General features: G+C 65.3%; 27 protein-coding genes and 1 pseudogene. 13 read left to right on the plus strand and 15 right to left on the minus strand.

Annotation, left to right across the window (positions count from 1 at the left end; translation table 11 throughout):
* Window positions 1-28 precede the first annotated feature (28 nt).
* From deoC to CB0101_RS06435, 4 genes are read left to right on the plus strand one after another with little or no spacing between them, the layout of a single operon-like run.
* Window positions 29-709, plus strand: a complete 681-nt coding sequence (deoC, locus tag CB0101_RS06420; RefSeq protein WP_010310748.1) for a deoxyribose-phosphate aldolase — start codon at window positions 29-31, stop codon at window positions 707-709.
* The gene (gene recO, locus CB0101_RS06425) at window positions 699-1,493 is read left to right on the plus strand and encodes a DNA repair protein RecO (RefSeq protein WP_010310751.1); all 795 of its coding nucleotides are present in this window, start codon (window positions 699-701) and stop codon (window positions 1,491-1,493) included. Before deoC ends, recO begins: the two co-directional genes overlap by 11 nt.
* A complete protein-coding gene (locus tag CB0101_RS06430; RefSeq protein ID WP_083798676.1) occupies window positions 1,477-2,865 on the plus strand; it encodes an MFS transporter in 1,389 nt (462 codons plus the stop codon). The genes recO and CB0101_RS06430 overlap by 17 nt, the downstream gene beginning before the upstream one ends.
* A 28-nt stretch (window positions 2,866-2,893) precedes the next feature.
* Complete coding sequence (locus CB0101_RS06435) at window positions 2,894-4,063, plus strand: glycosyltransferase family 4 protein (RefSeq protein WP_010310756.1); 1,170 nt, start codon at window positions 2,894-2,896, stop codon at window positions 4,061-4,063.
* 10 nt (window positions 4,064-4,073) lie between these two features.
* Here the strand turns inward: CB0101_RS06435 and pyrF are convergent, their stop codons facing one another.
* The gene (gene pyrF, locus CB0101_RS06440) at window positions 4,074-4,793 is read right to left on the minus strand and encodes an orotidine-5'-phosphate decarboxylase (RefSeq protein WP_010310758.1); all 720 of its coding nucleotides are present in this window, start codon (window positions 4,791-4,793) and stop codon (window positions 4,074-4,076) included.
* Window positions 4,794-4,893: 100 nt separating this feature from the next.
* Between pyrF and CB0101_RS06445 the strand changes: the two genes are divergently transcribed.
* Window positions 4,894-5,313 carry a cupin domain-containing protein gene (locus tag CB0101_RS06445; RefSeq protein ID WP_010310760.1) on the plus strand — a complete coding sequence of 140 codons (420 nt, stop codon included), beginning with the start codon at window positions 4,894-4,896 and terminating at the stop codon, window positions 5,311-5,313.
* Here CB0101_RS06445 and tyrS read toward each other — a convergent pair.
* Window positions 5,310-6,572, minus strand: a complete 1,263-nt coding sequence (gene tyrS, locus CB0101_RS06450; RefSeq protein ID WP_010310762.1) for a tyrosine--tRNA ligase — start codon at window positions 6,570-6,572, stop codon at window positions 5,310-5,312. The two genes, CB0101_RS06445 and tyrS, sit on opposite strands and share 4 nt — an antisense overlap.
* Before the next feature lie 42 nt (window positions 6,573-6,614).
* Window positions 6,615-6,938 carry a DUF1825 family protein gene (locus tag CB0101_RS06455; protein ID WP_010310764.1) on the minus strand — a complete coding sequence of 108 codons (324 nt, stop codon included), beginning with the start codon at window positions 6,936-6,938 and terminating at the stop codon, window positions 6,615-6,617.
* A gap of 150 nt (window positions 6,939-7,088) precedes the next feature.
* Here CB0101_RS06455 and CB0101_RS06460 point away from each other — a divergent pair, with 150 nt between their 5' ends.
* From CB0101_RS06460 to CB0101_RS06480, 5 genes and pseudogenes are all read left to right on the plus strand, one after another.
* Window positions 7,089-7,799 carry a response regulator transcription factor gene (locus tag CB0101_RS06460; protein ID WP_010310766.1) on the plus strand — a complete coding sequence of 237 codons (711 nt, stop codon included), beginning with the start codon at window positions 7,089-7,091 and terminating at the stop codon, window positions 7,797-7,799.
* Window positions 7,800-7,831: 32 nt separating this feature from the next.
* Entirely contained in the window at window positions 7,832-8,521 is a 690-nt protein-coding gene (locus CB0101_RS06465) for a hypothetical protein (protein ID WP_010310769.1), read from the plus strand.
* Window positions 8,522-8,525: 4 nt separating this feature from the next.
* The gene (locus tag CB0101_RS06470) at window positions 8,526-9,146 is read left to right on the plus strand and encodes a hypothetical protein (RefSeq protein WP_010310771.1); all 621 of its coding nucleotides are present in this window, start codon (window positions 8,526-8,528) and stop codon (window positions 9,144-9,146) included.
* Between the two features lie 34 nt (window positions 9,147-9,180).
* A pseudogene (locus CB0101_RS06475) lies at window positions 9,181-10,672 on the plus strand (leucyl aminopeptidase).
* A 33-nt stretch (window positions 10,673-10,705) separates the two neighbouring features.
* On the plus strand, window positions 10,706-10,942 hold the full coding sequence (locus CB0101_RS06480) for a hypothetical protein (protein ID WP_010310773.1): 237 nt from the start codon (window positions 10,706-10,708) through the stop codon (window positions 10,940-10,942).
* Here the strand turns inward: CB0101_RS06480 and CB0101_RS06485 are convergent.
* The 9 genes from CB0101_RS06485 to CB0101_RS06525 form a co-directional block, all read right to left on the minus strand.
* Window positions 10,939-11,142, minus strand: coding sequence for a hypothetical protein (locus CB0101_RS06485; RefSeq protein WP_010310775.1), 204 nt, complete (start codon window positions 11,140-11,142; stop codon window positions 10,939-10,941). The two genes, CB0101_RS06480 and CB0101_RS06485, sit on opposite strands and share 4 nt — an antisense overlap.
* A 156-nt stretch (window positions 11,143-11,298) precedes the next feature.
* Window positions 11,299-11,928 (minus strand): peptide-methionine (S)-S-oxide reductase MsrA, encoded by a 630-nt coding sequence (gene msrA / locus CB0101_RS06490; RefSeq protein ID WP_029553085.1) that lies wholly within the window; start codon window positions 11,926-11,928, stop codon window positions 11,299-11,301.
* On the minus strand, window positions 11,928-13,118 hold the full coding sequence (lpxB, locus tag CB0101_RS06495; RefSeq protein ID WP_010310781.1) for a lipid-A-disaccharide synthase: 1,191 nt from the start codon (window positions 13,116-13,118) through the stop codon (window positions 11,928-11,930). The genes msrA and lpxB overlap by 1 nt, the downstream gene beginning before the upstream one ends.
* Window positions 13,115-13,954, minus strand: a complete 840-nt coding sequence (gene lpxA, locus CB0101_RS06500; protein WP_210409967.1) for an acyl-ACP--UDP-N-acetylglucosamine O-acyltransferase — start codon at window positions 13,952-13,954, stop codon at window positions 13,115-13,117. The genes lpxB and lpxA overlap by 4 nt, the downstream gene beginning before the upstream one ends.
* An 11-nt stretch (window positions 13,955-13,965) precedes the next feature.
* Window positions 13,966-14,394 carry a 3-hydroxyacyl-ACP dehydratase FabZ gene (fabZ, locus tag CB0101_RS06505; RefSeq protein WP_010310785.1) on the minus strand — a complete coding sequence of 143 codons (429 nt, stop codon included), beginning with the start codon at window positions 14,392-14,394 and terminating at the stop codon, window positions 13,966-13,968.
* Window positions 14,395-14,429: 35 nt separating this feature from the next.
* Window positions 14,430-15,272 (minus strand): UDP-3-O-acyl-N-acetylglucosamine deacetylase, encoded by an 843-nt coding sequence (lpxC, locus tag CB0101_RS06510; protein ID WP_043717999.1) that lies wholly within the window; start codon window positions 15,270-15,272, stop codon window positions 14,430-14,432.
* A gap of 8 nt (window positions 15,273-15,280) precedes the next feature.
* Window positions 15,281-17,482 carry a BamA/TamA family outer membrane protein gene (locus CB0101_RS06515; RefSeq protein ID WP_010310790.1) on the minus strand — a complete coding sequence of 734 codons (2,202 nt, stop codon included), beginning with the start codon at window positions 17,480-17,482 and terminating at the stop codon, window positions 15,281-15,283.
* 42 nt (window positions 17,483-17,524) lie between these two features.
* Window positions 17,525-18,280 carry a phosphoribosylaminoimidazolesuccinocarboxamide synthase gene (gene purC / locus CB0101_RS06520; protein ID WP_010310792.1) on the minus strand — a complete coding sequence of 252 codons (756 nt, stop codon included), beginning with the start codon at window positions 18,278-18,280 and terminating at the stop codon, window positions 17,525-17,527.
* Complete coding sequence (locus CB0101_RS06525; RefSeq protein WP_246833842.1) at window positions 18,277-19,371, minus strand: hypothetical protein; 1,095 nt, start codon at window positions 19,369-19,371, stop codon at window positions 18,277-18,279. The genes purC and CB0101_RS06525 overlap by 4 nt, the downstream gene beginning before the upstream one ends.
* Window positions 19,372-19,438: 67 nt before the next feature.
* Here CB0101_RS06525 and purD point away from each other — a divergent pair, with 67 nt between their 5' ends.
* On the plus strand, window positions 19,439-20,740 hold the full coding sequence (gene purD / locus CB0101_RS06530; RefSeq protein ID WP_010310796.1) for a phosphoribosylamine--glycine ligase: 1,302 nt from the start codon (window positions 19,439-19,441) through the stop codon (window positions 20,738-20,740).
* Window positions 20,737-22,734, plus strand: coding sequence for a two-component system sensor histidine kinase NblS (gene nblS / locus CB0101_RS06535; RefSeq protein WP_010310798.1), 1,998 nt, complete (start codon window positions 20,737-20,739; stop codon window positions 22,732-22,734). The genes purD and nblS overlap by 4 nt, the downstream gene beginning before the upstream one ends.
* A 10-nt stretch (window positions 22,735-22,744) precedes the next feature.
* Here nblS and kaiC read toward each other — a convergent pair whose 3' ends face one another.
* The 3 genes from kaiC to CB0101_RS06550 form a co-directional block, all read right to left on the minus strand.
* Entirely contained in the window at window positions 22,745-24,289 is a 1,545-nt protein-coding gene (gene kaiC, locus CB0101_RS06540; RefSeq protein WP_010310800.1) for a circadian clock protein KaiC, read from the minus strand.
* A 77-nt stretch (window positions 24,290-24,366) separates the two neighbouring features.
* Window positions 24,367-24,714 carry a circadian clock protein KaiB gene (kaiB, locus tag CB0101_RS06545; protein ID WP_010310802.1) on the minus strand — a complete coding sequence of 116 codons (348 nt, stop codon included), beginning with the start codon at window positions 24,712-24,714 and terminating at the stop codon, window positions 24,367-24,369.
* Window positions 24,715-25,590, minus strand: coding sequence for a circadian clock protein KaiA (locus tag CB0101_RS06550; protein WP_010310803.1), 876 nt, complete (start codon window positions 25,588-25,590; stop codon window positions 24,715-24,717).
* A 155-nt stretch (window positions 25,591-25,745) separates the two neighbouring features.
* On the opposite strand from CB0101_RS06550, the gene rplU reads away from it, so the two are divergent.
* Window positions 25,746-26,099 carry a 50S ribosomal protein L21 gene (rplU, locus tag CB0101_RS06555; RefSeq protein ID WP_010310805.1) on the plus strand — a complete coding sequence of 118 codons (354 nt, stop codon included), beginning with the start codon at window positions 25,746-25,748 and terminating at the stop codon, window positions 26,097-26,099.
* Window position 26,100 lies beyond the last annotated feature (1 nt).

The raw sequence follows: 26,100 nt of genomic DNA on the forward strand, positions 1-26,100 counted from the left end.
CGATTGCTGGGGCCCCAGCCCAACCCCTTTGCGCGACCTCCCCGATCTCGCTCCCCTGATCGATCACGCCCTGCTGGATCCCCACCAGGGCGCCGAAGCCGTACTGCGCTGCTGCGATGAAGCGCGCCACTTCGGCTTCGCCGGGGTGTGCCTGGCCTCGCGCTGGCTGCCGGCGGCCCGGGAACGACTGGGGCCCACAGGCGGCCGCGGGCCAAAGCTCGTGAGCGTGGTGGGATTCCCCTTCGGCGCTGTACCGGCGGAGATCAAGCGGGCGGAGGCGGAATGGGCCGCCGGTGCCGGCGCCGATGAGCTGGATGTGGTGCCGGATTTCGGAGCCCTGGCCGATGGCGACAGCCGCGCCTTCTGCAACGACCTGGCCCCGATCGTGGAGCTGGGTATCCCCGTGAAGGTAATTCTGAACGTGGGCCGGCTCAGCCCGGAGGCCCTGGAGCTGGCTGTAGAGGCCAGCATCGATGTGGGCGCCACCATGCTCAAAACGGGCAGCGGTTTCGGGCCCGCCGCCACCGAAGAGCAGGTGAAGCAGCTGCGGCAACTGGCTCGAGGCCGCGCGGCTGTGAAGGCATCTGGTGGCATCACGAGCCTCGAGCAGGCCATCGCCCTGGTGGAAGCGGGCGCCAGCCGCCTTGGCACCAGCCGCGGGGTGGCGCTGATGCAGGCCCTACGGGCACCCAGCACCGGTGAGCGCTGAACAACGCCTGGAGGGGCTGGTGCTGCGCAGCACTCCCCTGGGCGAAAGCGATCGCTTGATCACGGTGCTCAGCGCCGGCCAGGGCCTGGTGCGGCTGGCTGCCCCAGGAGCCCGCAAACCGAAAAGCTCCATGGCCGCGGCCGTGCCCCTAGCCCTGCTCAACCTGCAGGTGGGCGGGCGCGGTGATCTCAAGCGGGTGCGGCAGCTGAGCGTGCAGCGCAACTTCGCCGCCCTGGCGGAGCGGCTCGAGAGCCTGGCGGCGGCGCAGGGCCTGGCGGAGCAGACCCTGCTGCTGGTGCCAAGCGGCGATGCCGTGGAGGGCGTGCTTGAAGACCTGCTGCTGCAGCTGGCGCGGCTGGAGCTGGTGGTGAAGGAACGCCAAGCCAACGTGGAAGCACTGGCGATCGCCGTGCAGGGGGTGGTGCACCTGCTGGCCCTGGGGGGCTATGCCCTGCCCTTGGCCTGCTGCGCCCGCAGCGGTACACCTCTCGATCCGCCCTTGGGCAACTGGGAATGGCGCTGCAGCTTCATGCCCGGCGAGGGGTTTGTGATCGGAGGGATCGCCGGCGCCCAGCTCGTGCTGAATGCGTCCGAGCTGGCTCTGCTGCAGCGGCTGCTGCGGCCGGCCCTGCCCCGCCGGCGCGACGGGGAGCTGATGGGCCCCCTGCCGGTATGGCTGCGGCTGCTCCAGCTGGTGGACCTGTGGAGTCGTGAACATCTGGGCCGCAGCCCACGCTCCTGGAAATTGCTGCGCCAGTGCTTTGCCGATGGGGCATCATCGTGAGCCGGTCCCCCCTTCCCGTGAGCCGAATCACCCCGTGAGCGAAGCGCCACGATCGACCGGCCTGCAGGGGGTTCTGGCGCTGCCTGAATTCCGCAAGCTCTGGCTTGGCCAGATCTTCAGCCAGCTGGCCGACAAGTTCTACATCGTGTTGATGGTGTTCCTGATCGCCCAGTACTGGGTGACAGAAACGCTCCCCGCCGACGGCGCCATCGCCGAAGCCGCCGGCGCCTTCCGTTTCAGCATCGACAGCCGCGCCCAGCTGATCACCCTGCTGGCCACCGGCATTTACGTGGCCAACACCATCCCGGCGATGGTGTTGGGCCTGGTGGCGGGTGTGTGGGCCGATCGCTGGCGCAAGCGCGAGGTGATGGTGGCCAGCAACGCCATCCGCGCCGGCCTGGCGCTGCTCGCTCCCCTGAGCCTGCTGCCGGGTCCTGAGTGGCTGGGGCTGAGCTGGGGCTACTGGGCCCTGCTGGTGATCACCTTTCTGGAATCGGTGCTCACCCAGTTCTTCGCTCCGGCCGAACAGGCGGCGATCCCGATGCTGGTGCCCACCCGCCAGCTGCTGGCCGCCAACTCGCTGTATCAGGCCACGAGCATGGGGGCCACGATTGTGGGCTTCGCCCTCGGCGATCCGATCCTGCGGCTGCTCAAGTACGGCCTGGGAACGATCGGCATCGCCAACGGTGAGTTCGCCCTGTTGCCGCTCTGTTACGGCCTGGCAGCCCTCTCGATTGCCTGGATCCGGGTGGACGAAACACCCCAGCAAGACCGCGAGCAAACCGTCTGGCAGGAAATGCGCGACGGTATTCAGGTGTTGCGAGAGCGCCCCAGCGTGCGCAGCGCGCTGCTGCAGCTGGTGCTCCTCTACAGCCTGCTGGCGGCGCTCTACGTGCTGGCCATCAGCCTGGCTTCGGCGATTCAACAGCTGGGCCCCACTCAGTTCGGCACCTTGCTGGCGATGAGCGGCATCGGTCTGGCGGTGGGTGCCGTGGCGGTGGCGCAGGTGGGCCATCGCTTCAATCGACGCCGGCTGGCCTCCGCCGGCCTGGGCACCATCGCCTGGAGCCTGGTGCTGCTCGGCCAGTTGCGCGGCAACCTCACTGCCACCCTCACCCTCTGCGCTGTGTTGGGGGTGGGCTCGGCACTGCTGGCGATCCCCGCCCAAACCACCATCCAGGAAGACACCCCGGAAGCGATGCGCGGCAAGGTGTTTGGCCTGCAGAACAACCTGATCAACATTGCCTTGAGCCTGCCACTGGTGCTGGCCGGCGCTGTAGTCAGCCGCTATGGCCTATTGCCTGTGCTCTGGGCGCTGGCGGGGCTGGCGCTGCTGGCGGCACTGCTCGAGCGCCCCTGGGAGCGCTGCTAGCGTCAGGAGTCGGTAACCCTGCCCGCGTGTGGCCCACATTGCCTGGCTGGGCAAGAAATCACCGTTCTGCGGCAATGTCACCTACGGGCTCAGCACCACGGCAGCCCTGAAGCAACGCGGCCACGAGATCAGCTTCATTCACTTCGACACCCCGGCAGCAGGCCTGGGCCGAGCACCCGAAGCCAGCGAACCCAGCCCTGAGGTAGCGCTTCCTTACCTGGTGAAATCGCAGGTGTACACGATCCCCTCACCGGGAGCTCAGCGCGAGCTGCGCGAATCCCTCGAGCGGCTGCGCCCCGATCTGGTCCACGCCAGCCTCACCCTGTCGCCCCTGGATTTCCGGCTGCCGGATCTCTGCCAGCAGCTGGGGCTCCCGCTGGTGGCCACCTTCCATCCGCCCTTTGATGCGGCGCTGCGCAATCTCAGCTCCGGCACCCAACAACTCACCTATCAGCTCTACGCCCCCTCCCTGGCTCGCTACGACCGGGTGGTCGTGTTCTCGGATCTGCAGGCCGATGTGCTGATGCGGCTGGGTGTGCCAGCCAACCGCCTGGCGGTGATCCCCAACGGCGTCGACCCCGAGCAGTGGGCCCCCAGCGCGACGGCTGCATCACCGCAATTACAAGACCTGCTCCAGCGCTTTGCCGGCCGGCGGGTGTTCCTCTACATGGGCCGCATCGCCACCGAGAAAAACGTGGAGGCGCTGCTGCGGGCCTGGCGACTCGTACAACCCGAAGGCTGCACCCTCGTCGTGGTGGGCGATGGGCCCGTGCGGCAGTCGCTGATGCAGACCTACGGCCCTGAATCCAACGTTCACTGGTGGGGGCATGAACCGGATCAGGCCAAACGCCTGGCCCTGCTGCAGCTGGCGGAGGTGTTCCTGCTGCCGTCGCTGGTGGAGGGGCTGAGCCTGGCGCTGCTCGAGGCGATGGCCAGCGGCACCGCCTGCGTGGCCACCGATGCGGGAGCTGATGGCGAAGTGCTCGAGGGTGGCGCTGGCATCGTGATCAGCACCCAGGGCGTGACCACCCAGCTGCGCACCTTGCTCCCAGTGCTCCGCGATCAACCCGTGCTCACCGCCGAGCTGGGCCGCCGCGCCCGCGAGCGCGCCCTGGAGCGCTACACGCTCGCGAGCAACATCAATCAGCTCGAGCAGCTCTACGCCGACCTCGTGCCGCAGACGCGCGTGGCGGCCTGAGCCCAGCCGATCAAGCAGCAAGCTCTGCGCAGCAGGCCGCAAAGGCACCTGCCGGATCGGCCGCAGCCGTGATCGGCCGGCCAATCACCAGATGACTGGCCCCGGCTGTCACGGCTTGGGCCGGAGTCATCACCCGTTGCTGATCGCCCAGGGCAGCCCCGGCCGGGCGAATCCCTGGGGTGACCAAGGCGAAAGGCTCGCGGTGGGCGGCCCGTAGCGCCGCCACTTCCAGAGGGGAGCACACGCAACCACCGATCCCCGCCGCGGCCGCCAGCTGCGCCAAACGGGGCACGTAGTCGGCCACCGTTTCGTCGATCACCAGCTCCGCGGCAAAGCGCTGGGGGTCCCAGCTGGTGAGCACCGTCACCGCCAGCAGGGTGGGCTGCGCCAATCCAGCAGCAGCGGCGGACTCGGCAGCGGCGGCCTGAGCCACGCGCAGGGCCTCACTGCCGGCACAGGCGTGCACGGTGATCAGTTCAGCCCCAAGGCGTGCAGCGCTGCGGCAGGCACCCGCCATGGTGGCGGGGATGTCGTGGAACTTCAGGTCGAGAAACACCCGCTTGCCCTGATCGCGCAGCTGGCGCACCACAGCCGGGCCGCCGGCCACAAACAGCTCGAGCCCCACCTTCACCCAACGCAGCTCGGGCACTGACGCGGCAAAGGCCAGGGCCTGTTCCGGGGCCATGCCATCCAGGGCCACGATGATCCGATCGGCGGCTGAGCTAGTCACGCGGCGTGGGGCCCTTGCAAGAGATCTCAGGCTACGAAGCCTGGATGCACCACAACGGACCCGCCTCCACGATGGAGCGGCCGAACGCGATCCCTGTTCGATGCTGCCGAGGATCCTGCATCCCGAGGAGCTCCAGGGCTTCCGACTCAGCAACCATGACCACTGCCGCTTGGCACTGCTGAACCGACCGGAGGCTGGAGGCAGCGGCTGCACCGTGTTCCTGGAGGTGCACGACCCCTGCAATCGCGTGCCGCCCCACCGCCATCACCATGCTGCTGAGTTGTACTTCGTGCTCAGAGGGACAGTGATCTTCCACGTGGAAGATCGCTCAATCACCGCTACGGGCGGCGATGTGGTGATCGTGCCGGAGGAGGCCATCCACGATCTGGAGAATCCCGGCCCAGGGCGGCTGTATCTGCTCACCGTGCTCAGCCAAGACGGTGGCTTTGCCGAGCTGCTCGAGCACGGTGTGCCAACACCGCTGGATGCGGAGGATCTGGCGGTGCTGCGCAGCCTCTAGCCCGCCACCAGGCGCCGGAAGGTTTTCTTGCCCAGTTGCAGCACCTTGCCGGCCAACTGATCGGGCCCTGCAAATTCCTGGTTGGGATCGCTGAGCTTCTCGCCATCGAGCTTCACGCCACCTCCCTGGATCTGGCGGCGCGCCTCGCTGCTGCTGGCACACACCCCCACAGCACTGAGCAGATAGAAAGCCTTAGCGGGGAAATTCACCGCCGCCAAAGAAGCCTCCGGCACATCGGCGTCGGCAGCACCGCTGCCGCTGGCACCGCCCACCAGCTTGCCGGCATCGGCCTGGGCCTGCTGGGCCGCTGATTCGCCATGGCGCTGCCGTGTGACCTCCACGGCCATCGCCTTCTGCCGCTCACGAGGGTTGGCCGGCAGGGCCTCAAGATCCAGATCGGTGAGCAGGGTGAGGTACTCCTCCACCGCCGCATCGGGCACCTTCTCGAGCTTGGAATACATCGAGAGTGGGTCTTCGCTGAGGCCCACCGTGTTGCCCAGGCTCTTGCTCATCTTCTGCACCCCATCAAGGCCCGGCAGGATCGGCAGGAGCATCCCGAACTGGGTGCGCTGGCCGAAATGGCGCTGCAGATCGCGGCCCATGGCCACGTTGAACTTCTGATCGGTGCCCCCCAGCTCGAGATCCGCCTGGATCGCCACCGAGTCGTAGCCCTGCAGCAGTGGATAGAGAAATTCGTGCAGGGAAATGGGGGTGCCGGAGCCGTAGCGGTTGGCGAAATCTTCTTTGGCCAGCATCTGGCCCACGGTGGAGATCCCCAGCAGCTCGATCACCTTCGGCAGATCGAGGCTTGCCAACCACTCGCTGTTGCGGCGCACCTCCAGGCGACCTGGGGTCTCAAAGTCCAGCAGGGCTCGGGCGGGGTCCTGCCCCTGACCGAGCTGGGCCAGATAGGTGGCGGCATTGGCCTCCACCTGCTCAGCGGTGAGCTGCACCCGCGTGGCGCTCTTGCCGGTGGGATCACCGATCCGAGCGGTGAAGTCGCCAATGATCAACACCGCTGTATGACCGGCGTCCTGAAAGGCCCGCAGCTTGCGGAACAGGATCGAGTGGCCGAGATGAATGTCGGAGCCGGTGGGGTCAATGCCGAGCTTGACGCGTAACGGCCGCCCTTCCCGTTCGGCCTGGGCCAGGCGGGCCGCCAGCTGTTGATCGGGGTCGCTCGCGGCCTCACCAGCCGGGAACAGATCGGCGACACCACGCTCTAGCCACTGCGGCAAACCCCACGCACCCTTGGCCATCACTGCCGCTGCTGTTCAGGGGCGGATCGTAGGAGCGAGCTTTCAGGCTTCTTTGTCGAGCTCACCTTTCATGCGCTCGAGCGTGCGCTGCATCTGCTCAAACATTTGCTCCGGTGTCATGCCGAACTGGCCGAGCTGGGTGCGGAGCTGCTCCACGGTGAGCTTGGCCTGGAAATCTTCCGAGAGCTCGAAGCGCTTCATGAACACGCGGTAGCGGTCCATCAGCTCCTCCATCCGCTCGATAAAGAGTTTCTTGCCCTCACGATCGAACTTCCCGTATTCGCCCCCGAGCTGCATCAGCTGCTGGTAGTCGCCGAACAGGCGCTTGGCTTCCTCCTGCACGATCTCGGAGTCGAAGAAAGCCATGGCGTCCGGGCCCAAACGGGTTGGGGAATTCTGCTGAGCACCGCCAGGGCTGACGAGTGCGGATCCACGTATCTGGGGCTGGGGTTCAGCCCTTAGCTGACGCTGCCAGTGAGGCGACACACAGTGAACGTGTGCCCCAGGCCAATTCCCGTGGACTTCACCCCGCTGATCGAGCAGATGCGCGGCCATGTGACCAGTGGCAACACGCTGCTGGAGCGCCATCGCTTGGTGGTGTGCTTTGGGAGCCCGATGACCTTGACCCTATTTGTTAGTGCCCTTGGCCCAGCCCAACAGCTAGCGGGCGCCACAACCTCTGAATCAGACGCACTGGATCGACTGCGATCCACCCAGGCCGATCTCTTGCTCTGTACAGACCGCCTCGAGCAAGGCAACGGTGGATCGTTGGTGGAGGCAGCCAAGCAACTTCAGCCAGCCCCCTCCACCTTGCTTGTTGTGACCCAACCCCGACGGCTCATCACGATCCGCCGCGCGGTGGATGCCGGCTGCGATGGCATCTGCCTGGAATCTCAAATCGGCCAAGGCACGGTGGCGCAGGCTCTCGAAACCATCAGCGCCGGAGCGGCTTACATCGAAAAAGGGTTGCAACAGCAGTACCTCCAAGGCTTCTGCGGCATCGGAGATGCACCGCTAGCCCCACTCACTGAACGCGAGCTGGAGGTGCTGCAGAGGATCGCCGCCAATGCAACCAACCCAGAGATTGCGGCCGACCTCTTCCTCAGCATCGAAACGGTGAAGAGCCATGTGGCGCAGGTCTTACACAAACTCGATGCCCGCAGCCGTCTTCAGGCCGCCATCAAAGGCATCCGCCTCGGCTTGGTGGAGTGGCCTGAAGATCGTTAAGGTCGGGCCACTGTGCTTCTGCCGCCGCCGCCATGGCCCGTGGCCACTGGTTGGATCCGTTTGCCCGCAGCCTGCTGGAGGCCACTGGGCAACTGCCGCGCAGGCCGAATCCGGCCCGTAGGCCCGAACCCGCACAGACGCCGATTGAAGCCATCCAAACGGAAGAGGTCGTGGAGCGCGACCTACTGGAGCTGAAGCTCCGCCAGGATCCGCAGCGGCGCCTGCAGGATCCCAGTGAGGCCCAGCGCGCCGCCGCCCTGGGCTGGCGCCTGGATGTGAACCGTGCCAGCGCCGACGACTGGCTGCGGCTCCCGGGGATCACCGCAACCCAGGTCGACCTGTTGGTTCGCCTGCAGCGAGGCGGCGTGCAGCTGAGCGGTATCGACGATCTGGAACGGTTGCTGGAGCTGCCTCGCAGCCAGGTGCTGACCTGGGAACCCCTGCTGCTGTTCCGGTGGTACGGCGACGGAGCCCCGCACAGCGCCAACCCGAGAGCCGTAGACCTCAACCACGCCACTGCGGCAGCCCTGGAACAGGAACTGCCTCAACTGGATGCCGTGCGGCGCGCGCGGCTGCTGCGCGAACGCCAACGCACCCCCTTCCGTGATCTGGCCGACCTGCAGCAGCGCCTGCAGTGGCCTCCGGCTCTGGTGGAGGAGCTGATCGGCAAGGTGCGCTTCGGCCAGGGACCCGCTGGGCCGCAACTGCCGCGATCAGCCTGAGCCCATGGCGAGCGGGTCATCACCCAGACAGGGCGATCTCTTTGCCCAACCCCTCGGCGGCGCTGGCAGTGCCGCCGAGGACCTCCCCCTGCAAGAGCATCAGCTGCGTGAATGGCAGCAACGGTTGCTGGCCTTCCAGCAGCCACGTTTCGCCGCGGTAGCGGAAGGCCACAGCGTGGCGCCCGGCCAGATCAACCTGCTCGATGGTGGCGTGGTGGGCCCGGCCGCCACGGTGGAGCGGCTGGATCCGCTGGCGCTGGCACCCCAGCATTTGCAGTTCTGGCGGTGGCCGGAGGCGAGGAACAGCGGCGCTGCCCTCTATTTCGTGATCGATCGCCCCCCCCATCTCAACGGCAGCCTGCTGCTCTATGTGGGGGAAACAGCCCAGGCTGATCGCCGCTGGAAGGGCGAGCACGACTGCAAGAGCTACCTCGCCGCCTACGGCGATGCCCTGCAGCAGGTGGGCCTGGGCGGTCAGCTGAGCATTCGCTTCTGGAGCGATGCCCCGACAGACGTACGTCCGCGGCGGGCCCTGGAGCAGGCCCTGATTCGCCACTGGCTGCCTCCGTTCAACAAAGAAACGCGGGGCCGCTGGGCCACACCCTTCACCGCCGACCCGGGCTGATCGCCCTACCATCGCCGCCATCTGAATCGCCGAGATGGTCGCCGACATCCGTTGCAGCACCGCCACCCTTGCCAGCTGGAGCGGTGAGGCGCTGGCGGTGGGTCTGTTCAGCGGCGACGCCGGGGAGAGCAGCCGCGGCCCCCTGCTGGAGCGCTTTGGTGCTGCCGTGGCCGATCGCCTCGAACAACGTCGGTTCAAGGCCAAACCCGGCGAATGCCTGAGCATTGACCTGCTCGGTCAGACCCCGAGCCTGCTGGTGTTGGTGGGCCTGGGAGCCCCTGCCGACTTCGGTCCCGAGCAGTTGCGCAGTGCCAGCGCTGCCGCCAGCAAAGCTGCGGCGAACGCCGGGGCCAACCATCTGGCTCTGGCGATGCCCGTGGAAGGCCTGGCTCCGGCTGCCGCTGCCACCGCCATGGCTGAAGCAGTCCGGCTGAGCCTCTACGCCGATCAACGCTTCAAGAGCGACGCCGATCCCTCGCCAAGCCTGACCCAGGTGGAGCTGCTGGGGCTGGCGGAATCAGCCCAGGGAGCCGTGAGCAGCAGCGGCGCCGTTTGCAGCGGTGTGGAACTGGCCCGTGAGCTGGTGGCGGCCCCCCCCCAATGTGGTGACCCCAGCCGCCCTGGCCGACACCGCTGCCGACATCGCCCGCGAGTTCGGGCTTGAACTGAAGGTGCTCGAGCGCAGCGACTGCGAAGCGCTCGGGATGGGTTCCTACCTGGCCGTGGCCCAGGGCTCAGACCTTCCCCCCAAGTTCATCCATCTCACCTACAAGCCCCAGGGCACCGCTGAGCGTCGCCTGGTGCTGGTGGGCAAGGGCCTCACCTTCGATTCCGGCGGCTACAACCTCAAAACCGCCGGCTCCCAGATCGACATGATGAAGTACGACATGGGCGGCAGCGCTGCGGTGCTGGGTGCCATGCGTGCCATCGCCGAATTGAAACCCGCCGGCGTTGAGGTGCACATGATCGTGGCCGCCTGCGAAAACATGATCAGTGGCGGGGCGATTCATCCCGGCGCGATCGTGACCGCCTCCAACGGCAAAACGATCGAGATCAACAACACCGATGCCGAAGGGCGTCTCACCTTGGCCGATGCCCTGGTATACGCCTGCAGGCTGGAGCCCGATGCCGTGGTGGATCTGGCCACCCTGACCGGCGCCTGCGTGATCGCCTTGGGTGAGGAGATTGCAGGCCTCTGGTCTCCAAGCGATCCCCTGGCCCACGGGCTGATCGACGCCGGAGCCCAAGGCGGCGAAACCCTCTGGCGGATGCCCCTGCGCGCCTCTTATCGCGCCGGCCTCAAGAGCGGCCTGGCCGACATGAAGAACACGGGCCCTCGGCCCGGTGGTTCGATCACCGCCGCCCTGTTCCTCCAAGACTTTGTCGCCCCGGAGGTGGCCTGGGCTCACCTCGATATCGCCGGCACAGTGTGGAGCGACAAAGGCCGGGGCCTTGATCCCGCCGGCGCCACTGGCTACGGCGTGCGCACCCTGGTGAATTGGGTGCAAGCCGGGGGCCCCGCCTAGGCTGGCGCTAACCGATCGACCAAGCACGACTCCATGGCCGTTCGCAAGATCCGCTGGTTCGTCAAAGCACAGATCGGCGTGCTGCTGCTGCCCGCCGGTTTGTGCCTATTCGGCGAAGCCGTCCAGCGCCGCACACTGCAAACCATGGGTCAACCCCATGGCCCCTGGTTCTGGTACGGCACCCTCAGCCTGGTGGCCATCGTGGCGGGGGTGGGTCTGATGGTGGAAAGCGGCCTGCTGCGCGGCTACCCCGGGCAGCAGAAGCCTTAAGCCGCAGTCGCGAAGCGATTGGGTTTGGGATTGGACCCGCGGAGCACCTCACGGGGCGATTCGAGGGCGTGAATCTGCCAGCGGGCACGCTCACCGAACTGCTCAAGCAGCCGATCCAGATCATCCGAGGCCTGTTTGGGACTCTCGTAGGGACCGATGTGACGGGTGACGAGACCATCGCGAATCGTCAGCAGATACATACACACACCTCCGCTCGCATCAGCGCAACGCTAAGTGACTCTACCGAGAGAAAAAAGGGCGGAAACCCGCTCCACCACTCAAAAACCAGCAAAACAGGCGACAAGCGCCTTCAGCATTTCCTTCGAATTGAGCCGCCGTCGCGACAAGCCGGCATGTCAGGGGGCTGACACCCAGGGAGAGCGGCTGCGCGCTTTGGATCCCCAGAGCTGATCGAGGCGTCGATCGCGGCCGCAGGCCCAGCGGTAGTAGCCGTATTTGACGCTGTTGCGCTCCGCATAATCCTGGTGATAGCCCTCAGCGGGCCAGAACCGGCTGAGGGGCTTGATCTGCACCCGAATGGCCGAGACCGGCTTACCCAGCTCCTTCGCTGCGGCCTGGAGACTCGCCTCGGCCTGCTGCTTCTGCGTCGGCCCTTGGGTGAAGATCACCGGCCGATAGGAGCTGCCGCGATCGCAGAACTGCCCGCCGCCATCCAGCGCATCCACATTGCGCCAATAGGCCCGCAGCAGGGTGGGGTAGCTGATCTTGGCGTTGTCGAAGCGCACCTGCACCACCTCCTGGTGACCTGTGCCCCCACCACTCACCTGGCGGTAGGTGGGGTTGCGCAGGCTGCCGCCGCTGTAGCCGCTCTCCACGCTGAGCACCCCGGGCAGCTTTTCAAGATCGTGCTCCAGGCACCAAAAACAACCGCCGGCCAACACCGCCTCCTCCACAGCCGCTTGTGCCGGCGCCAACGGCCAGAGCAGCAGCAGCAAGGCCGCCAGAACAGGGAAAACGCGCTTGATCAAGCGGGAGTAGCCGAGGGAAGCGCGTCCAGGATGGCAGCGGCGGCACGGCGGGTGACGCCCGGCTCCCCAAGGGCCTGGCGCAGACGCTGGTAGCCATCAGCCACCCGCTGCCGGGCCTGCGGGTCATCCAAGAGCGGCAGCGCTTCGCGCACCACAGCCTCCGCGCTGAATTGATCCTGCAGCAGCTCAGGCACCAGGCGCTCCTGCAGCACGAGGTTCACCGGCGAGATGTGGTCCACCTGGAAGTGGAGCAGATGCTTCGCCACCCAGGCGGTGGGGCGACTGACGCGATAAGCCACCACCTGGGGCACTCCCCGGAGGGCCAGTTCCAGGTTCACGGTGCCCGATTTATTCAGGGCCAGATCCGCCGCAGCGCAGAGGGTGGGGCGCAACTGATCAGCCTGAGCGGCGGGCACCACCTCGGCCTGAACCCCAGCCGCGGCCAGCATCGCCTTGAGCACCGGCTCAAAGGCTGCTTGCCCAGCCGGGACAATCACCCGCAGCCCGGGGCAGCGGCGTTGCAGCTCAGCGGCGGCAGCCGCCAGGGGCGGCAGCAGATAGCGCAGCTCCTGCTTGCGCGAGGCCGGCAGGAGCAAGAGCAGGCGCTCATGGGCCTGCAGCCCCAACTGGGCACGCGCAGCTTCGCGGCTGGGCAGATCCTTGAGGGTATCGAGCAAGGGATGCCCCACCCAGGTGACCTGGGCGCCGCGGGCGGCATAGAAGCGGGCTTCTTCGGGAAAGATCGCCAGGATGCGATCGGTGAAGCCGATCAACCGGGTGGATCCCCCTTCGCCCACACGGAAGGCCCATTCCTGAGGAGCGATGTAATACAAGATCGGCACACGCGGGAAGCGTTGCTTCACCTTCAGGCCAAGGCGCACATTGGCGCCCATGTAATCGATCAGCACCAGCGCATCGGGTGGATGGCGTTTCAGCCAACGGCTCACCCGCCGCTGCACCCGCAGGGTGGGCAACACCAAGGGCAAGGCTTCCCACAGGCCAATCGAGCCCATCGGCGTGGTGTCGGCCAGCAGGGTGGCGCCGGCCTGGGCCATGCGCGCCCCCCCGAGAGCGGCAATCTCCAAGGGAAGTTGGCGCCGCTGGGCCTCCTCGCGCAGGGCAGCCACGAGCAGCCCCCCCTGCAGATCACCGGAAACTTCACCGGTGCTGATCAGCAGCCGCCTCATGAACGGCCAGCTGGCAGCGGACCACGGCGACCGGGACCAATGGAGGCTTCCAGGAAGCTCACCAAGATTTCAGCGGGGGGAAGGAGGGTCTGCTGACGCACCTGCTGCAGGGCGTCGGCCAGCACCGCATCGCTGCGATAGAGCTCCGCCCACACCTGCTGCAGCTGTTTGGCCTGCGCACCGCCATCGAGCTCGGCGAGCCCGCTGCGCTTGATGCCAATGCGGTTCAGCCCCCGCAAGCGGCCTGGGTGGCCTTCCACGATGGCGTAAGGCGGCACATCCCGATCGATGCGGCTCATGCCACCCACCATCGCCATCGTGCCGATATGCACGAACTGGTGGATGCCGAGCACGCCACCAATGATGGCGCGATCTCCAATCACCACATGGCCGGCCACCGCCACGCCATTGGCAATCACGATGCGGTCACCCAACAGGCAGTTGTGGCCGAGGTGGCTGTAGGCCATCAACAGATTGCCGCTGCCGATCCGGGTCTGTTCCCCGTCATGGGTGGCCCGGTTGATGGTCACGCACTCGCGAATGGCGTTGTCATCGCCAATCACCACCTCGGTAGACGCCCCGTTGTATTTGAGGTCTTGGGGTTCAGCACCGATGCAGGCCCCCGGGAAGATGCGATTGCCGCGGCCCATGCGCACACGGCCATCGAGCACCACATGGGGGCCGATGCGACTGCCGGCACCGATGCACACCTCAGGCCCCACAACGGCGTAGGGGCCGATCTCCACGCCCAGATCGATCTGAGCACGGGAATCCACCACCGCCGTGGGGTGAATCCTGGTTTCGCCGGTGTTGGTTTCCATGGCGAGAGACGACATCACGGCCCGGCTCAGTCCACCAAGGAGAACATCAGCTCTCCGCCGCAGACCAGCTCCCCATCCACCTTCGCTTCAGCCTTCACCTTGCCGAAGCGCTGGCGCTTGAGGCTGAGCAATTCACAGCTGATCACCAGCTGATCGCCGGGCACCACAGGCCGGCGAAAACGCACACCATCGATCCCTGCAAACACAAACAATCCCTTGGGGAGATCGGGCATCTGGGTGACGATCAGGCCACCCACCTGGGCCATGGCCTCCACGATCAGCACACCGGGCATCAACGGCCGCCCGGGGAAATGCCCCTGAAATTGCGGCTCATTGAAGGTGACGTTTTTGATCGCCACGGCCCGCTTCCCCGGCTCGTGCTCAATCACCCGATCCACCAGCGCAAAGGGATAGCGGTGGGGCAGCAAACCCTGGATCTGCTCGCTGGTGAGCACCGGTGCAGTCGCTGAGGGGGTGGCAGTCAAGAGGGTCAGTTCGAAGAAACCAAGGCGGCAGCCAGGGCCGTATGCAACCCGTGGGAGCCGCGGAAGGCGAACACCTGGGCCTGGGGCAGCCCCGCCAAAGCGAGATCCCCCAACAGGTCCAGGAGCTTATGGCGCACCGGCTCATCGGCAAAGCGCAGCGGCGGATTCACCCAGCCATCGCCATCACACACCAGGGCATTGTCGAGGGCACCGCCCTTGATCAGGCCGGCAGCCAGCAGCTGCTCCACCTGGTGCTTGAAGCCGAACGTGCGAGCTGGAGCGATCTGCTCCACAAAGGCCTGGGGCGTGAGTTCCAGGCTGTAGAGCTGGCGTCCGATGGCGGCCTGGGGAAACTCAATCGCCGCGGCTACGCGCAGGCGATCCGATGGAAGAGCTGTGGCGAAGCTCTGGCCCTGTTGCAGGGTGATGGGAGCCAGCAGCGCGGGTGCGTTGGGTCGAGCACCCAAAGGCTGGAGGCCCACTTCAGCGATGGCCTCCACCCAGGGCTGAGCGGATCCATCCATCAGCGGGATTTCAGGGCCATCCACCAGCAACAGCGCAGAGCTGATGCCAACGCCGGCCAACGCCGCCAGCAGGTGCTCCACGGTGGCGAGGCGCCGCTGATCAAGCTGCAGCGCGGTGCAGAGCTGGGTTTCGCACACCTGGTCGGGATGCAGGCGCTGGGGGGGAACACGGGGGGCATCGAGCCAGGCCACCCAATAGCCCGGCTGGTCAAACGGCTCGAGCCGCAGCCGCGCCGTTGCTCCGCTGTGGAGACCCACACCGGAACGCTCCACCGCTGCCGCCAGGGTCCACGCCTGGCTGTAGTCCTCGGGCCAGATGCTCACGCTGCTGCTCAGAACTTCCAACCCACACCGAGGTTGAAGCGCCACTGACCGGTGAAGTCTTGGCTGGCCACTTCCAAACGCAGCGGACCTACCGGCGTGGTGACAATCAGACCGGTTCCCACCGAGAAGCCATCACCGGGCTTGAGCAGTAGACCACCGGGATTACCGGGAACATTCGGCTGGCTGCCAAAGCTGGTGCCGCCATCCACAAACACCTCACCGCTGATGATGCTGAAGATCGGGAAGCGGTATTCGATCGTGGCCTCACCAAAACTCTTACCCACACCCAGATCGCAGTCGTAGTAACCGCGCACGGAGTTGGAGCCGCCCAAGCAGAACGCCTCATACGGCGGAAGGTTGCCCACGTTGGTACCAGCAACGACCTGGAAGGCGAGGGCCTGCTTGCAATCCTCCTTCTGGCCAGGCTTCGGACGGCATCCCTTGAAGATCTTCAGCCAATTCACAGGGATGTAGTGGGTGTAGCTGGCGCGCAGACGGTTGAACGTGGGTGAATCAGGCCCCACCGAGAAGAACTGTTCCGTGCCGAGGCTCAGGAAGTTGCCGGATGTCGGATTGCGCGGGTCGTTGAGATTGTTCATCGTGGCGGCAACACGCACGCCAACGAGCTGGTTATTTTCAGCGCAGTTGTAGGCGATGCAGATCACATCTTTGACCTGCGTTTTTCCTTTGCTGTAATTATTGGTGTTCATGCCATAGGGCATCACCGTGCCACCGAAGTTCATCGGTGTCACTTCCTGGCCGCTAACGCCCACCACCACGTTCCACGGGGCCCGCTTGTAGGGGTCGCCACCGTTCAGCGGACGCACAAACTGAACGTTGCCGCCGATGCGCTGCAGCGCAATCGAGTTGTTGTCGAGGTTGAACCAGTTGAGGCTGGGATCGGCCTTGACAGCCTTGGAGATCGAGCCGAAGGAGGTGCCGGTGGGGTTGTTCTTGCTCTGGATGTTGTAGGCCGTGGCACTGGAAGGTGCCTTGAAGAAGTCGTTCGACACATCCGACACGGTGTTGATCGTGCCGTTGTTCTGACTCTGGAAGATCTGGGGCACTTCCCGGCTGAAGAACACCCGAGCGCGGAAGGCGGTGCGGAACTTATCCCCCTTGATCCAGGGATCGGTGAAGGAGATGTCACCCAGGCCGCCGAACTGGCCATAGGTGAAGTTCAAGGCGAGATCCCAGGCCCGACCCAACAGGTTGCTGTCCTGCAGCTGCACCTGACCGAACACACCCTGGGCCTGGCTGTAACCGAGACCACCCGAAAGCGAACCGCTCGACTGCTCGACAATGCCGAGCACGATGGTTACTTCGCCGGGATTCCCCGCCACCGGCCGCAGGGTCACCTTCACATCACCGAACAGGCCGGTGCCATAGAGGCGCTTGATGTCGTCTTCCAGCTGGCGGCGGTTGAAGGTATCGCCCGGCTTGATCGACACCTCACGGGTCACCACCCAGGGTTTGGTTTTGCCGCGGATGGGCTGACCCTTGTCGCTGGTGGCTTCCCCTTCCTTGTTGAGGAACTGCACCTCCACACCGGCCACGGTGCCCTCACGCACCTGCAGCAGCACCACGCCTTCCGGGCTGACCCGGGTGGGGCCGCTCACCCGCGCCAGGGAATAGCCCTGATCCGCATACCACTTCTGCAGCTCACCGATGCGGGCCTGCAGGGTGTTGAGGTTGAGGGTTTTGCCGTAATCGGCCGCAAAAATATCCGGGATCAGGTAGGGGGGCATCTTGGTTTTCGGCCCGATGCCCTCGAGCTCCACCTCGGTGAGCACCGGGTTGGGCACCACCGTCACCACCAACTGCACCCCCAACGGGCCATCCACGGGCTGGATGCGCACATCGGAGAACCAACCGCTGGCGTAGATCGCCGAGAGATCGTTCTGCAGCTCGCTGCGGGTGACCTGGGTACCAGGGCGCGTCGCCATCGCGTCGTAGACGGCGATCTCGAGGCGCTCCTGCTCAGGGTGGCCCTCGATACCCTTGACCACCACCTCGCTGATCAGCACCTTCGGCTCAGGCTTGGCCGGCGGAGCGAGGGTCTCCGCCGGCGGGCTCGCCTCAGGCGTCGCAGCTGGAGGGGATTCCTGGTCCTGAGCCAGGGCCGGTGCACCCGTCAGCAGGAGGGCGGCCAGCCCGAGGGAGCCGCGGAGGCGCAGTGCGCGGCTCAAACCGTGAGGGGTGGCGGCCATGAATCCAGCGAGAGTGCGGACGAGCCGCAAATTCCGCCGAACTTACTTGCCTAGACGGGGTGAAGGACAGGCGCCTTGGACCCGTTTGAGAACCTCCCCGTAGGCCTCCACCACACCGCCGAGGTCCTGGCGGAAGCGGTCTTTATCAAGGATGCGATCGCTGGCATCACTCACCTGCAGATCCCAGAGACGGCAGGTGTCGGGGCTGATTTCATCGGCCACCACCAGAACACCATCGGCGGTGAGGCCCAGCTCGATCTTGAAATCCACCAGCTGCAGCGCAATCCCAGCGAAGAACTGGCGCAAGCAGGTGTTCACAGCCATGGCCAGACGCTCCAGCTCCTGGCGCTGAGCTGCGCTGAGCAGGGCCAGACGCTCCAGGCGGGCATCGGTGAGCAGGGGATCCCCGAAGGCGTCGTCCTTGTAATAGAGATCGAGCAAGGGCGGGTCGAGCGGCGTGCCGGGCTCAATCGGCATCTGCTTGCACAGGGAGCCAAAAGCGGTGTTCCGCACCACCACCTCCACCGGCACGATCTGCACCGGACGCACCAACATCCAGTTGGGCTCCTGGAGCGACAGGTAATGGGTGGGAATGCCCTCGCGCTCCAGAAGCTCAAACAACCGCGCCGAGATCTGACAGTTGAGCTCGCCCTTGCCCGCCAATTGGGCTTTTTTCAGGGCGTTGAAGGCCGTGGCATCGTCTTTGTATTCCACCGCCACCAGATCGGCCTGATCGGTGGCGAAGACCCGCTTGGCCTTGCCCTCATAGAGCAGCGATCCAAGGCTGTAGCTGGTCATGGCTGCGGCGGAAGGGGTGAAGCGGTGGAGGGAGTGGCAAGCAGCACGGCGGCATGCCCGCCGGGGGCACGGGGGCTGCGCAGCTGTTGCTTCAGCTCCGCGGCGCGCTCGTTCTGTTCAGGATCCTGCCGTGCCAGCTGCCAGGCGCTGTAGGCATCATCAACCCGTTGGCTGAGGCGCTCCAGCCGTTCGCGCGGCCGGCTGGCCTCCACGCCCTCCGCCACCAGCAAGGCCCGCTGCTGCTCAAGAAGTTCGATCGCCAAGCCCCAGGCTTCTACGGCAGCCGCCTGATCCAGCGCCCGCTCCAGCAGCTGATCACGTTCCTGCAGGGGCATCTGGTTCAGGAGTGCCACGGCCTGTTTCAGCCGCTCCGCCATGGGCTTGCCGGGCATCTGACCAGCCAGCAACGCCGCGGCCGCATCGCTGCGACGGCCCAGCACCAGCAGATGGTCCACATACGCATCCAGGCCCGGGCGGGTGGCGATCGAACCGTCGTCGCGAAGCTTGAGCGGCAGCGCGAGGGTTTCCAGGGTGGCTGGATTGCCCTTGGCCAACTCCTCCAAGGTTTCCACCGCCAGGCCGTGGTGCAGCCCGGCCTGGGCCGCCCGCCAGCGCTGCACCAGCCATTGATCCCGTTCCAGTCCAGGCTCGGGGCTGTAGCGATTCAGCACGCTCAGGGCCGCATCCGGTGCACGGCAACTGAGGAGCGCATTGGCATTCACCAGCACCGTTTGAAAGGGCTGGGGGGCTGGGGCCATCGCCAACAGGCGGGCCTGCAGCAGCTGCTGCCGTTTGGTGAAACCAAAGCCATCCGCTTCCAGGCAAGCCTGGTTCAGGACCGTCAAATCGCCCTTCACCAGCAGCTCCTGGAACTGCGCCTCCGGCATGCTGCCGGGCACAGGAGGTGCCGAGGGCCCAGGCTCGGGCACCGGTGCTTTGGGCTCAAAAAAGCCGCCAACCACCCGCAAGATGAACAGCTCTTGGGCCGTGGCGGGGTTGGCGCTGAACCAGGCCATCAGAGCCAGGAGCGCGAGCAGGGCCCGACGCAGCCCTGGGCGGATCACCACCGGCGTGTAAAGAAGGGATGGCACCAGTGGCAGTCCTCTTGGTCTCAACCTAGGGGAGTCAGCTGGAGTCAACACCGTTTCAAGCTGCCCCATGAGCACCGCTGCCCCCGGAGTGAGCCCTGCCCACGTGCTCGTGGTGGGTGGCGGTGGCCGTGAAAACGCCCTGGCCTGGGCCTTGAACCGCAGCACAGGCGTGCGGCAAGTGTGGGTGAGCCCCGGCAATGGCGGCACCCAAGACCTGGAGGGCTGCCGGCAGCTGTCCATTGCCGAAAGCGACCACGACGGCCTCCTGGCAGCGTGCCGAGAGCACGGCATCGAACTGGTGGTGGTGGGTCCGGAGGCCCCCCTCGCTGCTGGGCTGGCCGACAAGCTGCGCGCAGCCGGCATCCCGGTGTTTGGCCCCGGCGCCGATGGCGCTCAGCTCGAGGCCAGCAAGCAATGGGCCAAGGCGCTGATGGTGGAGGCGGGCGTTCCCACGGCGGGCTACTGGAAAGCCAACAGCCGCGAGGAAGCCCTGGCAGCGCTGGAGACCCAGGGCCAACCACTGGTGGTGAAGGCCGATGGCCTGGCCGCCGGCAAGGGGGTCACGGTGGCCGAAACGATCGAAGAAGCCCGTAGCGCCATCGAAGAGATCTTTGCGGGCCGTTTCGGCAGCGAGGCCTCACTGGTGCTGGAGGAGCGCACCCACGGGCCGGAGGTGTCGGTGTTTGCCCTCACCGACGGCGAGCGCATGGTGCTGCTGCCTCCCGCCCAGGACCACAAACGCATTGGCGAAGGCGACACCGGCCCCAACACCGGTGGGATGGGTGCCTATGCCCCGGCACCGCTGCTGAATGCGGCTGGACTGGAGCAGGTGCGCCAACTGGTGCTGGAGCCAACCCTCGCCGCGTTGAACGCCCGCGGCATCCGCTATCGCGGCGTGATTTACGCCGGCTTGATGCTCACCGAGCAGGGGCCCAGCGTGATCGAGTTCAACTGCCGCTTCGGCGACCCGGAATGCGAAACGCTGATGCCCCTGCTGGGACCTGAATTGGCCGCCGTGCTGCTGGCCTGCGCCAATGGCACGCTGGATCAAGCTCCGGCCCTGAGCATCGCGCCCTTCTGCAGTGCCTGCGTGATTGCCGCGGCCCAGGGCTACCCAGGTGAGATCCGCAAAGGGGATGCGATTGAGAGCAGCCTCCAACCCAGCAGCGATCTGCAGCTCTTCCATGCCGGCACCCAGCGCCAAGCCGATGGCCGCTGTCTCACCAGCGGCGGACGCGTGCTGGCGGTGGTAGCTCAGGCCGACTCCTTTGACAACGCCTTCGAGCGGGCTTACACCGGCCTGGCTCAGGTGCAGTTCGAAGGGATGACCTTCCGCCGCGACATCGGACACCAGGTGCGCAGCCGATGAGCGCGGGCACTGCCCCCTTGAACTGGCAGCAGCGGCTAGCCCGCTGGTGGGCTGAATTCAGCCTGCAAACCAAGCTGCTCGCCGCGGCCACCTTGGTGGTGAGCCTGGTGATGGCGGGCATCTGCTTCTTTGCCCTGAACGGCATTCAGGCGGATGTGCGCATGAGCGACACCCGCTTCGCCCGCGATCTGGGCCTGTTGCTCTCGGCCAACGTGACGCCCCTGGTGGCCGAAGGCAACGACCGCGAGCTGGCGGCCGTTGCCGAACGCTTCTGGAAATCCAGCCGCAGCCTGCGTTACATCTTTTTTGCCGATCCCGATGGGGTGATCTACCTCGGGATTCCGATCAGCGGCAGCAGCGGCGGCAGTGAACTGCTGCTCAGCCGCCGCCTGGAGCTCCCGGCCGACCTGGCCCGCCGCCCCCAGAACCCGCTGATCCGCCAGCACCTCAGTCCGGATGGGCAGGTGACCGATGTGTTCGTGCCGCTGGTGTCAGGCGATCGCTACCTAGGCGTGCTGGCCCTGGGCATCAACCCCAACGAAGCCGCCCTGGCCAGCGCCGCCCTGAGCCGTGAGGTAACGGTGGCGGTGTTCATTTCGATTTGGGTGCTGGTGATCCTTGGGGCGGTGTTTAACGCCCTCACGATCACCCAACCGGTGAAAGAGCTCCTGAGAGGCGTGCGCTCGATCGCCAGCGGCGATTTCGAAGCCCGCATCGCTCTGCCGGTGGGCGGCGAACTCGGAGAACTGCTGGAGGGGTTCAACGACATGGCCTCCCAGCTCGAGGCCTACAACGAAGCCAACATCGAAGAGCTCACCGCCGCGCAGGTGAAGCAGCAGTCGCTAATCGCCACCATGGCCGATGGCGCTCTGTTGCTTGATGCCGAGGGCCGAGTGGTGTTGGTGAACCCCACGGCACGCCGCCTGTTCCGATGGGAAGGCCGCAAGCTCGAGGGAGCACTGGTGGGCGAGGAGCTGCCGGATGTGCTGGCACTCGAACTGCAAACACCCCTGGAGACCCTGCTCAGCGGTGAACGCGACAGCAGCGATGTGCGCTGCAACTTTGGCGAGCCGCCCCGCACCCTGCGCATTGTTCTGCAGTCGGTGCGGGATGCCAGCGGTGAAAGCCTCAAGGGCATCGCCGTCACGGTGCAAGACCTCACCCGCGAGGTGGAGCTGAATGCGGCCCAGAGCCGTTTCATCAGCAACGTCTCCCACGAACTACGCACGCCGCTGTTCAACATCAAGAGCTACGTGGAAACCCTCCACGACCTGGGCGATCAACTGAGCGAGGAAGACCGCAAGGAGTTTCTGGCGATTGCCAATGACGAAACGGATCGCCTCACCCGCCTGGTGAACGATGTGCTGGATCTCTCTCGGCTGGAGAGCGATCGCACCTGGAGCATGGAGCCGGTGGAGCTGCGGCCCGCCATGGAGCAAACCCTGCGCAACTACCGCCTCAATGCCCAGGACAAAGGGGTGGAGCTGTCGTTGGAAGTGGATGAACAGCTCCCGCGGGTGCGGGGCAACTGGGATCTTTTGCTGCAGGTGTTCGACAACCTGGTGGGCAATGGACTCAAGTTCACCGCCAGCGGCGGGAGATTGATGCTGCGGGCTTACCCCTGGCCCGACACCTGCCTGATCGACCCCAGCACCGAAGCCACAGGCGACAGCCCCACCTGCGCCCTCACAGCACCGTTGCCGCGCCTGCGGGTGGAAATTGCAGATACCGGCTCCGGCATTTCCCGCGAAGACCAGGAGCGGATCTTCGAGCGCTTCTACCGGGTGGAAAACGCGGTGCACACCGAAGTGGGTACCGGGCTGGGCCTCTCGATCGTGCGCGGCATCCTCGAGAAACACGGCACCCAGGTGCGCATGGTGAGCGAGCTGGGGGTCGGCACCACCTTCTGGTTCGATCTACCCCTGGAGCAAGCCGACGACGGCGAACTGCGCATCGAGGCAGAGCGGGCCAGCCGCAGCCTGGAGCTGATCTAGCGCCTGGGCGTTACAGCCGGTCGTCGCTGGTGACCCCTTGCACGATCCGCGAGAGCTCGCTGCGTTCGTCGGTGTTGATGCGGTGGGGGACACCGCTAATGATCCGCTCGAAGTTGGAGAAGGAATCCTTGATCTCGGGGCCGTTGCTCGTGATCATGAATTCGCGGATGCCCTTGTCGTGCCAGGAACCGCGCATCTTGAACACGTTGAGGGCGCGGGCCATCTCGCCGCGGATCTCCACGTATTGCAGCAACAAAATCGTGTCGGTGATCGTGGAGATGTGGGAGTCGGTGATCGAATGGCTGCCCATGAACTCCTCGGAGGTGTTCGTGAAGAAGCCAGCGATCTCCTCCTGCTTGGCATAACCGGTTACGCCAATCACAAACTGGCGGAAGGCGTTGTGGCTGACGCCACGGGCCAGGGCCGAGAGCGAATCGATCGCCATGCGCGAGGGCTTGAACTGGCCGATCTCGGTTTTGATGATCTGAAGGTGATCCTCAAGTCCAGTGGATTCGGGATAGGCGCAGATGATCTTGAGCAGGCCATCGCGCTCCATCTGCTCAAAATCAATGCCCCAGCTGGTGGCATTGCGCAGCAGTTGCGCCCGTGATTCCTCGTAGGCAAACAGGATCGCCCGCTCCTTGTTGGCGCAGGCGTTCTCCACAAACTTGCTCACGAGGAGCGTCTTGCCAGTACCGGTGGCGCCGGTGGCCAGGATGATCGAATCCTTGAAGAAGCCGCCGCCGCACATCTCATCGAGGCGCGGCACACCGGAGCTCACGCGCACATTCGAGCTGCGCTGGGTGAGGCGCATCGCCCCCAGCGGGAAGATGCTGATGCCGTGGGAGCCCATCGTGAAGGGGAACTCCCCCTTCATATGGGTGGTGCCCCGCAGCTTGAGAATCTCCACCGTGCGCCGGCGCCGCTCACCCTCGAGCACATTGCGCAGGATCACCACGTTGTCGCTCACGAACTCCTCCACGCCGTAGCGGGCGATCGGGCCGTATTCGTCGATGCGCTCGGTGGTCATCACCGTAGTCACACCGATCTCCTTGAGCCGGGCGATCAGGCGGAAAATCTCACGCCGCACCACCGAAACGGCGTCGTATTGCTGAAACACGGCCGTGATCGAATCGATCGCCACACGGCGCGCCTTGTATTTGCGGATGGCGTAGTTGATCCGCTCGATCAGGCCGGAGAGATCGAAGCTGCCCGCCACATCCTGACCTTCTGGATCAGGCGATGCATCCAACAGGAAGAGCTTGTCTTGCTCCACCATTTCCTGCAGGTTCCAGCCAAAGCTGGCGGCGTTCCGGAGAATATCGAGCGGCGACTCTTCAAAGGTGACGAAGATCCCCGGCTCATCAAACTGCCGGATCCCGTTGTACAGAAAATTCAGGGAGAAGACCGTCTTACCGGTACCTGAGGTACCGCTGATCAGGGTGGAGCGTCCGATCGGCAGACCGCCCTGACAGATGTCATCGAAACCCTCGATCCCCGTGGGCAGCTTCTGCACCGAGGAGAGAGCATGGTTGGTGGCGGAAGGGTCCTGCATGGAACGGGTGGGCCTGGGGGAAATCTAGAGGGGTCTGACTGAAAGCACAGGTGGCATGACGAACTGGAGTGCAGCTGTTAAAGCAATCCGCCTGAGTCCTCCTCCTCGCTATAGGGTTCACTCAAGGCTTCATCACTGAGCTCCTCATAGAGGAGATCAAGGCCGATCAGCACCCGCTCCCGATCCGAAAGATCACCGATGATGCGGCGCACCGGCGGCGGCAGAATCTTGGCCAGCGTCGGCGTCGCGAGGATCTTGTCCTCCTCCGCCAGCTGGGGATTCTTCAGCACGTCGATCACCTTCAGGGCATACACCCCCTGAAACTCGGTATCGAGAATGTTGCGCAGGGTCTTGAGCGCCCGCATCGAGTTGGGCGTATTACCTGCCACATACAGCTTGAGGATGTAGGTCTTGCGCGGGCTCATCTAGATCACCTCCTGAGATGGGGACTGGCTGGCTTCTTCGGGGTCTTGAGGTGCTCCGAGGGGCAAGTCGGGAGGCACCGAGCGGCGGTACATCTCACAGAGATGGGCCATGACATCGAGCAAAGCGAGGCGATAGTCCTGAAGAAAGTCGTTCTTGTGCCCCTCCAGCTTGAGTTGCTTCCAGAACGCGTCAATCAGATCGACGTGAATTTCCACGACCTTGTTGATCGGAAGGTCTGAGAAGAAGGCGGAGTGCACGAAGCTCTCGATGGCCTGGTTCGCAGCAGCCGGATCGCGGAAGTACCCGATCAACACATCGCGGTAGCTGCGCTTGAGTGAGCGCAGCAGCTCCTCGCGCTCGTCTTGGGGCAGGTTGCGCAGGAACAGCGAGGGATCCCGCTTGTAGAACACCCCCAGATAGCCCAGCCGCCCCTTGAGGCGATTGGGCAGACGCCAACGCTCGGGCGTGTCGCCCCCGGTTCCTTCACCCACCCCAGTAGGAGTGGCCTGCATGCCCCGCCGCAGAAAGCGCGACACCGCAGCGTCGACGCTGTAGGCGATCTGCTCGAGCTGATCTTGAGGGAGGTGAACCTCCGCTTCGTGGTACTCGACCCGGCCGCTCACCTCACCGATCACCACCGCAGGCAAGAGCAAACCCTGCTGCTGTAGCTCCTCGTACACCTCCGGCGGATGCACCCCCTGCTGGAGCAGCACCACATCAAACCGGTCACGCTGCTGCTGCAACTCCAGGATCGGATCGGCCAGGGAGCCGAGATCCTCCAGTTGATAACGACCACCTTTGAGCCAGCTGCGACAAGCGCGCTCCACCCGCGGGTCCGGCAACAGCGAGGCAATCGTGAGGGCCGGCTGTGACATCCGCCGCGATCGGGGCCTGGCAACGCACCCAGTGTTGACGTCTAGGAGGGCAAAAGGGGAAGATCATTGTTTGTCTTTCGATTGCCGTGCGGCAGGCCGAAATGACAGAGCCTCCCCCGGGTCGCTCACGTCAGCCTGTCCACGCCCTTACCGCCATGAGCACGACTCCCAGCACCGGTCCCTACGCCATCGTTGAGACCTCCGGCACCCAGGTGTGGGTTCAGCCCAACCGCTACTACGACCTCAACCGCATCAACGCTGAGGTGGAGAGCACCCTCACCCTGGAGAACGTGCTCTTGGTGAACGACGGCAAGGCCGCCAACGTGGGCCAGCCTTATGTGAAGGGCGCCACCGTTGAGCTGCAGGTGATGGAGCATCGCCGCGGCCCCAAGGTGATCGTGTACAAAATGCGTCCCAAGAAAAAGACCCGCCGCAAGAATGGTCACCGTCAGGAGCTGACCCGCGTGATGGTCAAGTCCATCAGCGTGGGCGGCAAAGCCCTGGCCTGAT

The organism is Synechococcus sp. CB0101, from assembly GCF_000179235.2.
Classification (GTDB): Bacteria; Cyanobacteriota; Cyanobacteriia; order PCC-6307; family Cyanobiaceae; genus Vulcanococcus.

Coding starts and splice junctions, on each gene's coding strand:
- nblS (WP_010310798.1), top strand. CDS start 20,737: ATGAGCGCGGGCACTGCCCCCTTGAACTGGCAGCAGCGGCTAGCCCGC.
- CB0101_RS06430 (WP_083798676.1), top strand. CDS start 1,477: ATGGGGCATCATCGTGAGCCGGTCCCCCCTTCCCGTGAGCCGAATCAC.
- CB0101_RS06455 (WP_010310764.1), bottom strand. CDS start 6,938: ATGGCTTTCTTCGACTCCGAGATCGTGCAGGAGGAAGCCAAGCGCCTG.
- purD (WP_010310796.1), top strand. CDS start 19,439: ATGAGCACCGCTGCCCCCGGAGTGAGCCCTGCCCACGTGCTCGTGGTG.
- CB0101_RS06550 (WP_010310803.1), bottom strand. CDS start 25,590: ATGTCACAGCCGGCCCTCACGATTGCCTCGCTGTTGCCGGACCCGCGG.
- CB0101_RS06445 (WP_010310760.1), top strand. CDS start 4,894: ATGCTGCCGAGGATCCTGCATCCCGAGGAGCTCCAGGGCTTCCGACTC.
- kaiC (WP_010310800.1), bottom strand. CDS start 24,289: ATGCAGGACCCTTCCGCCACCAACCATGCTCTCTCCTCGGTGCAGAAG.
- rplU (WP_010310805.1), top strand. CDS start 25,746: ATGAGCACGACTCCCAGCACCGGTCCCTACGCCATCGTTGAGACCTCC.
- CB0101_RS06485 (WP_010310775.1), bottom strand. CDS start 11,142: ATGTATCTGCTGACGATTCGCGATGGTCTCGTCACCCGTCACATCGGT.
- purC (WP_010310792.1), bottom strand. CDS start 18,280: ATGACCAGCTACAGCCTTGGATCGCTGCTCTATGAGGGCAAGGCCAAG.
- CB0101_RS06465 (WP_010310769.1), top strand. CDS start 7,832: ATGGCCCGTGGCCACTGGTTGGATCCGTTTGCCCGCAGCCTGCTGGAG.
- kaiB (WP_010310802.1), bottom strand. CDS start 24,714: ATGAGCCCGCGCAAGACCTACATCCTCAAGCTGTATGTGGCAGGTAAT.
- CB0101_RS06470 (WP_010310771.1), top strand. CDS start 8,526: ATGGCGAGCGGGTCATCACCCAGACAGGGCGATCTCTTTGCCCAACCC.
- lpxA (WP_210409967.1), bottom strand. CDS start 13,954: ATGTCGTCTCTCGCCATGGAAACCAACACCGGCGAAACCAGGATTCAC.
- CB0101_RS06480 (WP_010310773.1), top strand. CDS start 10,706: ATGGCCGTTCGCAAGATCCGCTGGTTCGTCAAAGCACAGATCGGCGTG.
- lpxB (WP_010310781.1), bottom strand. CDS start 13,118: ATGAGGCGGCTGCTGATCAGCACCGGTGAAGTTTCCGGTGATCTGCAG.
- CB0101_RS06515 (WP_010310790.1), bottom strand. CDS start 17,482: ATGGCCGCCACCCCTCACGGTTTGAGCCGCGCACTGCGCCTCCGCGGC.
- tyrS (WP_010310762.1), bottom strand. CDS start 6,572: ATGGCCAAGGGTGCGTGGGGTTTGCCGCAGTGGCTAGAGCGTGGTGTC.